This is a genomic window from Cupriavidus sp. FW305-3-2-15-C-LB2 (assembly GCF_058787575.1).
Genome location: NZ_JBYSZW010000058.1, coordinates 14,926 through 27,788 on the forward strand (window position 1 = coordinate 14,926; position 12,863 = coordinate 27,788).

General features: G+C 70.7%; 14 protein-coding genes. 7 read left to right on the forward strand and 7 right to left on the reverse strand.

The window, feature by feature from the left end:
* Window positions 1-189: diguanylate cyclase domain-containing protein (locus tag AC3WRR_RS30235; protein WP_492298915.1), on the forward strand; the 189-nt coding region annotated here is incomplete at its 5' end.
* A 9-nt stretch (window positions 190-198) separates the two neighbouring features.
* Here AC3WRR_RS30235 and ubiT read toward each other — a convergent pair.
* From ubiT to ubiU, 3 genes are read right to left on the reverse strand one after another with little or no spacing between them, the layout of a single operon-like run.
* On the reverse strand, window positions 199-663 hold the full coding sequence (ubiT, locus tag AC3WRR_RS30240; RefSeq protein ID WP_010810646.1) for a ubiquinone anaerobic biosynthesis accessory factor UbiT: 465 nt from the start codon (window positions 661-663) through the stop codon (window positions 199-201).
* Complete coding sequence (locus tag AC3WRR_RS30245) at window positions 660-1,592, reverse strand: U32 family peptidase (protein ID WP_143010686.1); 933 nt, start codon at window positions 1,590-1,592, stop codon at window positions 660-662. Before AC3WRR_RS30245 ends, ubiT begins: the two co-directional genes overlap by 4 nt.
* Window positions 1,593-1,639: 47 nt before the next feature.
* A complete protein-coding gene (gene ubiU, locus AC3WRR_RS30250) occupies window positions 1,640-2,686 on the reverse strand; it encodes a ubiquinone anaerobic biosynthesis protein UbiU (RefSeq protein ID WP_176844240.1) in 1,047 nt (348 codons plus the stop codon).
* 267 nt (window positions 2,687-2,953) lie between these two features.
* Here ubiU and AC3WRR_RS30255 point away from each other — a divergent pair, with 267 nt between their 5' ends.
* Window positions 2,954-4,111, forward strand: coding sequence for an NAD(P)H-dependent flavin oxidoreductase (locus tag AC3WRR_RS30255; RefSeq protein WP_058697355.1), 1,158 nt, complete (start codon window positions 2,954-2,956; stop codon window positions 4,109-4,111).
* 88 nt (window positions 4,112-4,199) lie between these two features.
* Here AC3WRR_RS30255 and AC3WRR_RS30260 read toward each other — a convergent pair whose 3' ends face one another.
* Window positions 4,200-5,498 carry a hypothetical protein gene (locus tag AC3WRR_RS30260; RefSeq protein ID WP_058697356.1) on the reverse strand — a complete coding sequence of 433 codons (1,299 nt, stop codon included), beginning with the start codon at window positions 5,496-5,498 and terminating at the stop codon, window positions 4,200-4,202.
* A 342-nt stretch (window positions 5,499-5,840) separates the two neighbouring features.
* Here AC3WRR_RS30260 and AC3WRR_RS30265 point away from each other — a divergent pair, with 342 nt between their 5' ends.
* The 4 genes from AC3WRR_RS30265 to AC3WRR_RS30280 all read left to right on the forward strand — a co-directional run bounded on the left by AC3WRR_RS30265 (window position 5,841) and on the right by AC3WRR_RS30280 (window position 9,225).
* Window positions 5,841-7,865 carry a type IV pili methyl-accepting chemotaxis transducer N-terminal domain-containing protein gene (locus AC3WRR_RS30265; RefSeq protein WP_058697357.1) on the forward strand — a complete coding sequence of 675 codons (2,025 nt, stop codon included), beginning with the start codon at window positions 5,841-5,843 and terminating at the stop codon, window positions 7,863-7,865.
* The gene (locus AC3WRR_RS30270) at window positions 7,862-8,518 is read left to right on the forward strand and encodes a response regulator (RefSeq protein ID WP_011617797.1); all 657 of its coding nucleotides are present in this window, start codon (window positions 7,862-7,864) and stop codon (window positions 8,516-8,518) included. The genes AC3WRR_RS30265 and AC3WRR_RS30270 overlap by 4 nt, the downstream gene beginning before the upstream one ends.
* 200 nt (window positions 8,519-8,718) lie before the next feature.
* The gene (locus AC3WRR_RS30275) at window positions 8,719-8,877 is read left to right on the forward strand and encodes a DUF3309 family protein (RefSeq protein ID WP_010810653.1); all 159 of its coding nucleotides are present in this window, start codon (window positions 8,719-8,721) and stop codon (window positions 8,875-8,877) included.
* A 159-nt stretch (window positions 8,878-9,036) separates the two neighbouring features.
* On the forward strand, window positions 9,037-9,225 hold the full coding sequence (locus AC3WRR_RS30280) for a DUF3008 family protein (protein WP_010810654.1): 189 nt from the start codon (window positions 9,037-9,039) through the stop codon (window positions 9,223-9,225).
* A 77-nt stretch (window positions 9,226-9,302) separates the two neighbouring features.
* Here AC3WRR_RS30280 and AC3WRR_RS30285 read toward each other — a convergent pair whose 3' ends face one another.
* The 3 genes from AC3WRR_RS30285 to AC3WRR_RS30295 form a co-directional block, all read right to left on the reverse strand.
* The gene (locus tag AC3WRR_RS30285; RefSeq protein ID WP_010810655.1) at window positions 9,303-10,022 is read right to left on the reverse strand and encodes a ParB-like protein; all 720 of its coding nucleotides are present in this window, start codon (window positions 10,020-10,022) and stop codon (window positions 9,303-9,305) included.
* The gene (locus AC3WRR_RS30290; RefSeq protein WP_010810656.1) at window positions 10,006-10,440 is read right to left on the reverse strand and encodes a hypothetical protein; all 435 of its coding nucleotides are present in this window, start codon (window positions 10,438-10,440) and stop codon (window positions 10,006-10,008) included. The genes AC3WRR_RS30285 and AC3WRR_RS30290 overlap by 17 nt, the downstream gene beginning before the upstream one ends.
* Window positions 10,441-10,612: 172 nt before the next feature.
* Window positions 10,613-11,470 carry an SDR family oxidoreductase gene (locus AC3WRR_RS30295; protein WP_010810657.1) on the reverse strand — a complete coding sequence of 286 codons (858 nt, stop codon included), beginning with the start codon at window positions 11,468-11,470 and terminating at the stop codon, window positions 10,613-10,615.
* A 324-nt stretch (window positions 11,471-11,794) separates the two neighbouring features.
* On the opposite strand from AC3WRR_RS30295, the gene AC3WRR_RS30300 reads away from it, so the two are divergent.
* Window positions 11,795-12,862, forward strand: coding sequence for a BON domain-containing protein (locus AC3WRR_RS30300; protein ID WP_010810658.1), 1,068 nt, complete (start codon window positions 11,795-11,797; stop codon window positions 12,860-12,862).
* The last annotated feature ends 1 nt before the right edge of the window (window position 12,863 follow it).

Sequence of the window (12,863 nt, forward strand, 5' to 3'; positions counted from 1 at the left end):
CCCCCCCCCCCCCCCCCCCCCCCCCCCCCCCCCACGCCGGTGCAGCCGGTGGTCACCATCAGCGTGGGCGCGGTCTGGACCGTGCCGGAAGCGCCGCGGCTGGAGCCGCTGCTGCACCGCGCCGACAGCGCTATGTACCAGGCCAAGCGCGCGGGACGCAACCGCTTCATGCTGGACGGCGACGCCTGAGTGGCACGGCTACGACGCCGCACCTGCCCGCCCCACGGTGGCGCCATGCAAGGCCACCAGCCGCGCCGCCGCCTGGCTGACCCATGCAGGCCGCGGCGCGGCGTCGAGCCAGTACTTGACCTCCAGGCCCAGCGCGGTATCGCCGCTGATCACCAGCCGGCGCTGGAAGAACAGCGTGTCGGTATCGGCCTCGCCGCCCAGCAGGCGCAGGTAGTCGACCGCGCAGGCGCGCAGCGTCAGCTCAGGCTCGGCGTCCGCCGCCGCGGCACGAAAGCGCCCGCCTTCGCAGCGGAACGGCACGGCCAGCCCAAGGTCCTGCACCGTCAGCAGGAAGGCGTGTCCGTCCAGTGCGGCCGGTGGCTCCAGCCATCCCGCTCGGCGCGCCAGCTCCAGCGCCGCCACCAGCGGCAGCGCCCTGGCACGGGCGGGCATGCGCCGGTGCACGCCCGCGATCAGCTTGTGCAGCGCGCTCATGCCCGGGCCTCCCAGGCGATGCCCGCGCTGCCGTGCCAGTAGCCGTTGCAGGGCTGGGCGCCGGTCGGCGTGATGCCGCTGGCAGCGGGTGCCTGTTCACCAGCACGAATCGCCGCGAGCTGTTGCACCACCTGCAGCGTGCCGGACGAATGCGGGCTCACGCGCAGCATCCCCACCCCCATCCGCGCCATCGCCAACGCCTCTGCGCACAGGTCCAGGCAGGTGGCGCTCTGCGTCTGCACGCCGTTGAGCGTGAAGAACGCCTGCCCCTCGCCGGTGGCTGCCACCAGGCCGTCGGGATAGTCCATGCAGCGGAACTCGCAACTGTCCTTGCGCAGGCGATGGTGGCGCGCGGTAAAGCAGCGCGCCGAGAACGCCAGCGGCAGCCGGCCCCAGACAAAGGCTTCCAGGCGCATGCCGGTGGGGCGCGCCGCTGCCAGCGCGGCCAGTGTGGCGCCATCCATCTCCACCGGCGCGACGCAGCCGGCCGCGCCCAGCCCGGCCAGCCACGCCAGCGTATCGGCGTGGTAGACATTGAGGTGGGGGCCGCCGACAAAGGGCCGCCCTTGCATGCAGCGCACCGCGCCAAGGTCGTTGGCCTCGACCAGGTAGTCGTCCTGGGCGCAGGCGCGGCGCATCCAGGCGATGTCAGTGTCGGACTCCACCAGCACCGGCGTGGACAGCACCACCTCCTTGCCGGCATCGCGCAGCATTTGCGCAATCTCCAGCCATTGCGCATGGCGGACTTCATGGCGGCGCGTGCAGACGGTCTCGCCGAGATAGACGCGGTCGACCGGCGCATCGGCGACCGACGCATAGAACTGCATCACGGCCTCGCGCGGCCAGTAGTACAGCAGTGGGCCCAGGGCGATGCCGAAGTCGGGCATCGCTACGGTTTGCGGCATCGCGGCCGCGGCAATCTCTGGCATGGGAAGCTCCGTCATGGCCGGTTCAAGGCAGATCGATGTCATGGGTGTCACCGCCACGGCCGGTCATAGGCGCCTTGCGTGACCTGGTCGCCTTCGGCATGGCGCCCCAGCGTGCTCTGCCACTCTTGCCGCGGCACGAAGCGTGCCGGATCGGCGCAGGCCGCGTCGATGGCCGCGCGCAGCACACCGACCACATCGCCCACATAGCGCGGGCTGCGCTGCCGGCCTTCGATCTTGATGGCAGCGATGCCCATGTCGATCAGCGCCGGCAGCAGCGACAGCGCATTGAGGCTGGTGGGCTCTTCCAGCACGTAGCCGCGCTCGCCCTCCACCTCGAAGCGGCCCTTGCACAGCGTGGGATAGCCGGCCGGCTCGCCCGGCGCATAGCTGTCGATCAGGATGCCCGACAGCCGCGCCTGCATGGTGCCGTCCTGCTCGGTCCAGCGCACCGCGTGCGCGGGCGAGCAGACGCCCTTGTTGTTGGGCGAGTCGCCGGTGGCGTAGGACGACAGCAGGCAGCGCCCCTCGGCCATCACGCACAGGCTGCCGAAGCCGAACACCTCCAGCTCCACGCTGGTCTGACGCGCCAGCTTGCCGATCTGCGCCAGCGACAGCACGCGCGGCAGCACCACGCGGCGGATATGAAAGCGCTCGCGCATCAGCTCGATGGCGTCGGCATGCGTGGCCGAACCCTGCACCGACAGGTGCAGGCGCAAGCCCGGATGGCGCTCGCAGGCATAGCCCATCAGGCCGGCGTCGGCCATGATGACCGCGTCGGCGCCAAGCTCCGCCGCCGCATCGACCGCGCGCTGCCATTGGGCCACCGCGCCCATCTGGGCAAAGGTGTTGATCGCGAACAGCACCTCGGCGCCGCGCGCGTGGGCCTCGGCCACGCCGGTGCGGATGTCGGCCTCGGTAAAGTTCAGGCCGCCGAAGTTGCGCGCGTTGGTGGCATCGCGCAGGCCCAGGTAGACCGCGTCGGCGCCGTGCTGCAGTGCCATGCGCAGGGCCGCCAGCGAACCGGCGGGCGCAACGAGCTGGGGCCGGCGCGGCACGTTCGCCGCGGTGGATGGAGCTGGGGAGGCAGGGGTCATCGGTGATGGCGCCGGCGGCGGCGCGAAGATGAAGACAGCGGCTGATGCTAGCCAAGCGCTTGCAGCAGGGGCTTGACCGCGCGCAAACCCACGCCAACGGCACACCGCCTGCGTTGGCCTATGCCGGTTGGCGTAGGCCGATGGCAGGCCACCAGCGCGCGCTTGACCTGCGGCAAACGCCGGCCCGTGCCGCTGTGCCACGCTTGCCCGGTCATCCACGCGGCTGGCCGCACGCCGGCCCCGCGCCCATCCTCTTCCGGAGATTTTATGAATCAACCCTGGCTCAAGCTGGCCGGCCGCCGCCTGCTGCCCATCGTGCAGGGCGGCATGGGCATCGGCATCTCGGCCCACCGGCTGGCCGGCGCCGTCGCGCGCGAGAACGGCGTCGGCACCATCGCCAGCATCGACCTGCGCCACCACCACCCCGACCTGATGGAACGCACCCGCGGCAGCCGTGACAAGCCCGCCATCGAAGCCGCCAACCTCGAGGCGCTGGATCGCGAGATCCGTGCCGCGCGCACGGCATCCGAGGGCCGCGGGCTGATCGCCGTCAACGTGATGAAGGCGGTGGGCTCGCACGCCGCGCTGGTGCGGCAATCCTGTGAAAGCGGCGCCGATGCCATCGTCATGGGCGCCGGCCTGCCGCTGGACCTGCCCGAGCTGACCGCCAGCCACCCCAAGGTGGCGCTGATCCCGATCTTGTCCGAGGCGCGCGGCATCGGCCTGGTGCTGCGCCGCTGGATGAAGAAGGGCCGCCTGCCCGATGCCATCGTGGTCGAGCATCCGGCCCATGCCGGCGGCCATCTGGGCGCGGCCACCATCCAGGACCTGTCAGAGCCGCGCTTCTCGTTTGCGCGCGTGCTGGCCGAATGCCGCGAGCTGTTTGCGCAGCTCGGGCTGGCCTGGGACAGCATTCCGCTGATCCTGGCCGGCGGCATCGACAGCCATGCCAAGGTGCGCCACTGGCTGGGCGAGGGCGCCGCCGCGGTGCAGCTGGGCACGGCCTTCGCCGTGACCGAGGAATGCGATGCCCACCCGGCCTTCAAGCAGGTGCTGGCCACGGCGCGGCCCGAGACCCTGCGCGAGTTCACCAGCGTGGCCGGGCTGCCCGCGCGCGCGGTGCTGACGCCGTGGCTGTCGCGCTACCTGTCGAGCGAGTCGCGGCTGCAGCGCCGCGCCAGGCCGCGTGAATGCCTGGAGGGCTTCGACTGCCTGCAGGCGTGCGGGCTGCGCGACGGCATTGCCCGCATCGGCCAGTTCTGCATCGACCTGAAGCTGGCGCAGGCCGTGCGCGGCGACGTGGAGCGCGGCCTGTTCTTCCGCGGCCGGGGTGCGCTGCCCTTCGGCGAGGCGATCCGGCCGGTGGCGGAGCTGATGCACTATCTGTTGACGGGGGAAAAGCCCGCCGGGCTGGCGCCAGCCTGACGGCAACAGCTTCAGCAATCTGAGCGAGCCAACTCGCAAGGCCGGCAAGTGCAACGGGCGCCGCACACCCGCAGCAGGAAAGACTTTGTCAGCAATCTGAGCGCGGCGGTAATCCGCCGCGCTTCTTCATCTCCCGCATGCATCGCAACGCTCCCAGCAGTTGCCACCCCAGCCACGCATTGGCGCCCGCCAGCAGCACGCCGCCAGCGCGGGCCAGCGGCGCCGGCGCCAGCGGCACCGCCAGCAGCAGGACGTAGGCAGCCAGCAGCAGCCATGCCTGCCGCCGTTGCCGGCCCGGCACGATGATGGCCTGCATGGCCGGCACCCGCGCGCGCGGCGGCAGCAGCCGGCGCAGGTGCAGCCAGGCCAGGAACGGCACGATCTTGCCGAGCATGGCCGTGACCGGCAGCACGCCCACGCCGACCAGCGCCATGGTGCCGGCCCACCATGCCAGCGGCAGCCCGGTGGCGGGCAGCACCACGGCCGCCGCCCCCAGCAGCGCCGCGCCTGCCATGCTGGCGCATGCCACCGGCCAGAGCAGCCACAGCGGATCATGGCGCCGCCGCGCGCGCAGCGTGCCGGCCAGCCCGCATGCGCCCACCACCGCCACGAACGCCAGCCACACGAGCAGCACGCCATACGCCAGCGCACGGTGATCCGGCCACAGCATTGCCGCGGCGCTGAACAGCGCCAGCGGCAACCAGTGCGCCATGGGCAGCCAGCGCCCGATCGCCGCCGGCAGGCGTGGCACCTGCCAGAACATCGGCAGCACGGTGGTGGCCACGCCGGTCACCAGTGCCGCCAGCCAGCCGCCCAGCGCCCACGCCATATGCAGGCCGAGCCAGCGCGCCACCGGCACGCGCCACCAGCCGCCGAAGGCGCCGGCCAGCACCATGCCGCACAGCACCGCGACCATCAGCGGCGCGCCGATGCCGGCAAGGGTGCGCGTGGTGGCATCCACTGCGGCCACGCGCCGGCCCGCAGCCAGCAGGATGGCCCCGGCCAGCAACAGGATCACGGCCACGGCCGCAGCCGCCTGCATCGCCACAGGCTCGCCGCCGAGCAGGCCAATGCCCAGGGCGGTGGCCACGCCCGCGCCGGCCGCGGCCATGAACGGCGCAAGCAGCCCCGCGGCCGGCACGGCCACGCCGGCCACCACCGGCATCATCTGGAACAGCGCGCCCACCATGACCGGCAGCAGCATGCCCAGCGCCAGCACATGCACAGCCACCAGCGCCAGTGGCGCAAAGCGGTCCGGCAAGCCGCCGGGCGGACCGGCGGCAAGCAAGACTCCCGCCGCAGCACCAAGCCACGGCGCCGGCATCAGGCAGCCGAACACCACGGCCAGGCGCGGGGCGCGTTCATAGTCGAAACTGGCTGCCTTCACGCCTTGCTTCTCCCCATCAATGTTGGGACCCGATGCTAGGCCAGGGCAGGTCGTGGGGATTTGACCGCAGATAAGTCCGACGATGTATCCCCGCGCCATGCGGTGGAGCGATATGTCACGACGTGACAGGCCTGGTGTGTGGGCGGTATTCCCCGCAAATGACAAGCCGATGCGCCGCCGGCCGCACATGCCAGACGCCGAAGCCGGGTTTTCTTGATCTGGCGCAGGAAGCCCCGCGTGCTGCGCAGGGAAAATTGCCCTCGATGCCAGCGCGCAGCCATGCACGCGCCGGCCGCCGGGCCACCACCCGGCTTCCCCCGACTGGTAGCCCCCGATACCGCCATGTTCCGAACCGATCCTCCAGCCGCCAGCGCCGCGGCGGACTTCCGCGCTGCCGGCCTGCCGGCGCTGCGCGACCGCCTCTCCACCCGCATCATCTCGCTCTCGCTGGCCGTGCTGCTGGTGGTGCTGGGCATGATTGCCGGCACGCTGTGGCTGTCATGGAAGCTGGAAGGCGCGGGTGCCGCCATCAATGACGCCGGCAGCCTGCGCATGCGCGCCAACCGCGTGGCGATCGAACTGACGCTGGCGCAGGCGCGCCAGGACAATGCACTGGCCGAGCAGGTGCAGGCGCTGGACGCCACGCTGGCCCTGCTCAGGAAAGGCGACGCGGCGCGCCCGCTGTTCCTGCCGGACGAACCCGCCATCCATGCCCAGATGACCCGTGTCACGCAGGGCTGGCAACAACGTCTGCGCCCGCTGGCGGTAGCCGGAACGGGCGAGCACGCAGCGCCGGCAAGCTATATCGCCGCACTGCCCGGCTTCGTCGCGCAGGCCGATCGCCTGGTTGGCATGATCGAGCATGACAGCGCGCGCAAGACCGACTGGCTGCGCTTGTCGCAGATCGCGCTGGCGGCAATGGCCTGCGTCGGCACCGTGGCCGTGATCTACCTGCTCTACCTGTGGATCATCCTGCCGGTGCTGCGGCTGCAGGACGGCCTGCGGCGCATGGCCGCGCGCGAGTTCTCGCTGCGCCTGCCGGTGGAAAGCCGCGACGAGTTCGGCACCCTCAGCGAAGGCTTCAACCGCATGGCCGGCGAACTGCAGGGGCTGTACCACGACCTGGAGACGCGCGTGGCACAGAAGACCGCCGAGCTGGAACGCCAGAACCGCGACCTGGAGACGCTCTACGACATGGCCGCCTTCCTGAACCAGGCCGCCGATGCCGAGGCCATGGCGCGCGGCTTCCTGGAACGCGTGATGCGCCAGTTCGATGCCGATGGCGGCAGCGTGCGCGTGCTGGACAGCCGCCATGGCAGGATGCACCTGCTGGCAGCCGCCGGCCTGCCGGCCGCGCTGGCAGAATCCGAATCCTGCGCGGCGGCCAACGCCTGCCATTGCGGCGACGCCACGCGCGAGGCCGTGGTCGCCATCGTCGACCTGCGCGCGGCGCAGCGCCAGGGCGCCGCCGGGGATGCCACGCCCTGCAGCCGCAACGGCTTCCAGTCGCTGGCGGCCTTCCGCATCGAAAGCCAGCGCGGCGCCACCGGCGTGTTCGCGCTGCACTTCCGCACGCCGCGCGCGCTGCCCCCGTCAGACCGCCAGATGCTGGAAACACTGGGCCAGCACCTTGGCACCGCGCTGGAACACCTGCGCCTGTCCGCGACCGCGCGCCAGCTGGCGGTGGTGGAAGAGCGCAACCTGGTGGCGCAGGGCCTGCACGACAGCATTGCCCAGGGCCTGAACTACCTGAACCTGCAGGTGCAGCTGCTGGACGCCGCGGTCGAACGCGACGACCTGGCCGAGACCCGTGAGATCGTGCCGATGCTGCGCCACGGCGTGGAAGAGAGCTACCAGGACGTGCGCGAACTGCTGAACAACTTCCGCTCGCGGCTCGGCACCGGCGAGCTGCGACCGGCGGTGGAAGAGACCGTGGGCCGCTTTCGGCGCCAGTGCCGCACCGAGGCCACGCTCGCCATTGACGAGAGCGGCGGCGCCTGGCCGCTGGCGCCGGAGCAGCAGCTGCAGGTGCTGTTCATCCTGCAGGAGGCGCTCTCCAATGTGCGCAAGCACGCCATGGCGGCGCACGTGGCGGTGGCGCTCAGCCACGGCCGCGATTTCCGGCTGGTGGTGCAGGACGACGGCGAGGGCTTCGATCCGGAGGAAATCGCCACGCGCGCCGAAGCGCATATCGGCCTGAACATCATGCGCGAGCGCGCGGCGCGGCTGGGGGCGCAGCTGCACGTGCAGGCCCGCCCCGGCCACGGCGTGCGCATCGAACTGGTGCTGCCCGCCGGCCGCTCTTCCGGCGCCCGCGAGTTCGCCGACACCCGCCCCGCCCCCACGACCACCGAGACCCAGCCATGACCATCCGCATCCTGCTGATCGACGACCACACCCTGTTCCGCTCCGGCATCCGTGCGCTGCTGCAGCGGCAAGCCGACTTCGAGATCGTCGACGAAGCCGCCGACGGCGTGGAAGGCATCAAGCGCGCCAAGCAGCACCGTCCCGACGTGATCCTGCTGGACCTGAACATGCCCGGCCTGTCCGGCCTGGAGGCCCTGCAGCTGCTGGTGGAAGACCTGCCGCGGACCGCCGTGATCGTGCTGACCGTGTCCGAGGAAGCCGAGGAACTGGCTGCCGCGCTGCGCGGCGGTGCGCGCGGCTACCTGATCAAGAATATCGAGACCGAGGCGCTGATCGCCGGCATCCGCCGTGCCGCGGCCGGCGAGCCGGTCATCTCCGACAGCATGACCGCCAAGCTGGTGGCCCAGTTCCGCGCTCCCGCACCGGTGGCCGCGGCGCGCCAGGACGAAGCGCCGCGGCTGACCGCGCGCGAGCGCGAGATCGTGCAGGGCCTGGCGCGCGGCGAAAGCAACAAGGAGATCGCGCGCGACCTGGGCGTGGCGGAAAGCACGGTGAAGATCCACGTGCAGAACATCCTGAAGAAGCTGAACCTGGCCAGCCGCGTGCAGGTGGCCGTCTATGCCGTCGAACACGGGCTGAACGCAGCGTTCTGAACGCGGCGCAGTGGCCGCCACGACAGCCCTGCATGTTGCGCGCCCGGCACCCCAACGTCGTCCGATTCCTACAGCGATTTCAGCCCTAGTCCGGGGGGACGCCGGCGCCCCCTGATCTAGGCTGAACTGTAAGCAGTTGGCTCTCCGAGGCCACCCGGTCCGGAAGCCCGGCTTGCCAGATCCACAACAAGGAGCACGCCATGGGAATCGGCACCATTCTCCTGATCATCCTTATCCTGCTGCTGATCGGCGCGTTGCCGGCCTGGCCCTACAGTTCCGGCTGGGGCTACTGGCCTAGCGGCGGCCTGGGCCTGATCGTCCTGATCGTGGTGCTGCTCGTGGTGCTTGGCCGGATCTAGCGTTCCCGGCCAGCCTGCGGGCAACGCACGCCGGCTGGCGCACGCAGCGGCGCCAGCGCGGGGCTACCCTTGTAGCTGCCGCGCCGGCGCCCTATAACGAAGCGCGGGCGTGTGCCACCGCATCGCCCGGTTCCTTCCCCCATTTGCAAGGAGACCCAGATGCCAGCCAAATCCAAGGCGCAACAGCAGGCCGCGGGAGCGGCGCTCTCCGCAAAGCGCGGCGAAAAGAAGGCCGGATCGCTCAAGGGACCTTCCCGCTCGATGTATAAATCGATGAGCGAGAAGGAACTCGACAAGATGGCTTCGACCAAGACCAAGGGCATGCCGAAGCACAAGTCAGACAGTTGATCGGCAAGCTTGCTCACTCTCCCGCCCGTGGGCGAGCGAGCAAGCCCAAGCGGGCTGCCAGGGTCAGCCACCACCTGCTATCTGGCACCGCCCTTCTTTCCCCCGACCCTCCCCCTCGCCGGCCCGCCGCAATAGCCGGGCAAACGTCTTGCCCGGGCGCTGCGCGCCAGCCGGATCGACTCCGCCAGCGCCAGCCCGAATCCCGCAACGCTGCCCAGGTCCTGTTCCACCCGCTCGCGCAGGAAGGCGGCCCAGGAGAAATCGCCGGCAGCGCTGCCAGGCTTGCGGTAAGCCCCGGCCTCGCGCGCAAAGGCCGCCAGGCTGCGATAGGGATCGTCGCGCATGCCCCGCACAGTGGGCGGCAGCGCCTTCGGGCCCAGCAGCTTGCCGTGCTCGTCATAGGGATGGACATGGCCGAGACGGCGCATCCGTTTCCAGAACGCCGACGGGCTCAGGCGGCTGAAGTCATGCAGCACGCGCACCGGTGCCTGCTCGTAGCCGAGATCCAGCCACGCCCGCGCCCAGTGATGGTGATCGATGATATAGAGGCTGCCGCCCGGCCCGGCCACGGTCTTGACGCGATGGCGGCGCATGAAGCGCCGCAGCGCCGCGTGGTCGTCCGGGTTCGCGTGGCGCTGCGTGACATCCATCTTGTAGCTGACGTGGGCATAACCGAGCGTCAGCTGGGTCGGGCGCAGGCGAGCCAGTTCGGCAACGGCGTTGCCTCGCGCGCTGCGCGGCGTGCCTGGTTCAGCGCTGTCGGCTGCGGCGACGCGGCGCTCAGTCGTTCTCGGCACGCTTCTGGTCGACGAAGTGCTCAAGCTCGCTGCCCGGGTCTTCGTTGCCGGTGCTCTCTTCGGCAACCGCCTCGCGTGCGAGCGGGCGTGGCCAGTACTCACCCTCGCCGCCGCGTATGGGCTCGCCGTGGCGGGCGGGATTGAAATCCGTCCACTGGCCGCATTCCCAGTTGCCTTGCGCGCATTCCAGTGCGCTCGCCCCGGCTTCACGCAGCACGTCCACGGCAACGGAATCGAGGCCGTTGTTGACGCATGCCGCCAGCATGACGCGGTCCACCGCGCCGCTTTCCGGCGCACTGTCCGGCCCCACCGACATGATGGATACGTCCCACACGGAGAAGCCGCGCGAGAACAGGGTACGTGCCACGTCTTCGGCGCTGGCAATCGAATCGAAACGTCCGGCTACGATCGATGACATGATGACTGACTCCCATGATGGTGGCGATGGTCATGACTGCTGTCATCCACATTGCAAGAGCCACGCCTGCGCCTGCTGTGCGGCACGCCGCGCGCACGGCCTGCATGGCGCGCACGCCGGCGTGCAATATTTGCAAAGGCGGCCCCGGAACTACATGCCCCGCCCTGGCGCCTCAGCCGTTGACGACCTCGCCGCCGTTGATGTGCAGGATCTGCCCGGTGATATAGCTGGCCGCGTCGGACGCCAGGAATACAAAGCCCGCCGCCACCTCGAACGGTTGTCCCGGGCGGCCCATCGGCGTCTTCTTGCCAAACTCGGCCACTTCCTCCGCGGTGAAGGTCGACGGGATCAGCGGTGTCCAGATCGGGCCCGGCGCGACGCCGTTGACACGGATGCCGCGCTCGACCACCTGCAGCGCCAGGGAACGCGTGAACGATACGATCGCACCCTTGGTGGCGGAATAATCCAGCAGGTGCTTGCTGCCGCGATACGCGGTCACCGAAGTGGTGTTCAGTATTGACGCGCCCGACTTCAGGTGCGGCAGCACCGCGCGCGTCAGGTGGAACATCGCAAACACATTGGTGCGGAAGGTGGCCTCCACCTGGCTGGCGTCGACCTCTTCCAGCGAGGCCTTGGAGTGTTGCTCGGCGGCGTTGTTGACCAGGATGTCGAGCTTGCCGTACTGCTGCAACGCCTGTCGCGCCACGGCCTCGGCATGCGCGCGGTCGGCGAGGTCGCCGGCGATTGCCAGGCATTTGCGGCCCGCCCCCTCCACCAGCTCGACGGTCTCGCGCGCATCGGCATGCTCATCGAGATAGGCGATGGCGACATCGGCGCCTTCACGCGCAAACGCCACCGCAATGGCCCGGCCGATGCCGCTGTCGCCGCCGGTAATCAGCGCCGCGCGCCCGCGCAGGCGGCCGCTGCCGACATAGTCGTCAGCGCCGCTGTCCGGCTGCGGCCGCATGGCGGACTCCAGGCCAGGTTGTCGCGACTGGTGCTGGGGCGGGATGCTGGTCGGTGTGGACATGGCTGGCTCCTGTCTGCGCGGCCGCATCGCGGCCCTTGCAGGTGCCGCGCAAATTCCATGCCGCAAACGGCGAGCCCGGGCCACGCCGCGGCCCGCGGCCGTGGCTGACACGCCGCCCGTAACCCTTACATCGCCCGGCAATCCTTACAGCGATCCGGGACGGCCAGCCCGCCTGGCCCCCGCGCGCGCGTCGGGGCACGGATATTGCGGCCATTGCAGGCATGAACATCACCGGCCCGGCGCGCCTGCGGCGGTTGCCGCACGGGCCCGCCGCACCAGGCAGTGCGGCGGAGGACGCCCGGGCCCCACAGCCAGGAGGCAACCATGTTCAACTTCCGCAACGAGCGCAGCCGCAGCGGCCCCCGCAGCGGCAGCGAAACGCAGCGCCGCGAGCGCGGCCCGGCGCAACGGACGCGCGACCAGGGCCGGGGCAGCGGCTCGGAGGACTGGGGACAGGAATGGGGCGAGGACTGGCGCGGCGACAGCAGCGGCCAATCCGCGCCTCCGGGCCGCGAACGCGAGTCCGATCTCCATGGCGGCCCGTGGTACCAGCAGGACACGCCTGCCGGCCAGCGCCGCGGCAGTTGGGGCGAACCGGGCTATGGCGCGGCCGACACGGGCGGCACCGGCCATCCGTACAGCAGCGGCTATGGTGGCTACCGGCCGGCCCCGCAGGACAGCGGCTACCGCAGCGAAGAACGCGAATCGGGCTATGGCTACCGCGATGAAGACCGCTTCGGCCCGCGCGGACGCCGCAGCGAACTCAGCGATGAGGATGACCCGCGCCAGCCTGGCCGCGGCTGGCACGGTGGTGAAGAAGAATGGGGTGAACGCGGCGGCCGCGCCATGCACTGGCGCGAAGGCATGGAACGCGACCGCGCGCAGCGCGCCGGGCAGCCGAGCTATGGCGGCGGCTATTTTGGCGATGCCGGCAGCGGTGGCCAGTCGTACAGCGGCGGCCAGCGTGTGTACCCGGATGATCCGGGCTACCGGCGCCACGCGTCCTATACGGCGCAAGCGGGAGCGCCAGGCGGCCAGCGCGCCGGGCGCCGTCCGGTCGGCCCCAAGGGCTACCGCCGCGCCGATGAGCGCGTACGCGAGGATGTGTGCGAACGCCTGGCGATGAACCCCTATGTCGATGTCCACGATGTCAGCGTGGAAGTGGCCAACGGCGTGGTGACGCTGGACGGCACCGTGCGCGAGCGCCGCGAGAAGTACGTGATCGAGGACATCGCCGATGCCGTGTTCGGAGTCACCGAGGTGAATAATCACCTGCGCGTGCAGCGCCAGCCAGGCGCCGCGTGGGCGGCGGGCTCCGAGGTCGGCGGCGACGATGCGGCCGGCACCGATACTTCGGGGATCTCGCCTGAGCGCACGCTGAACAAGAGTTGAT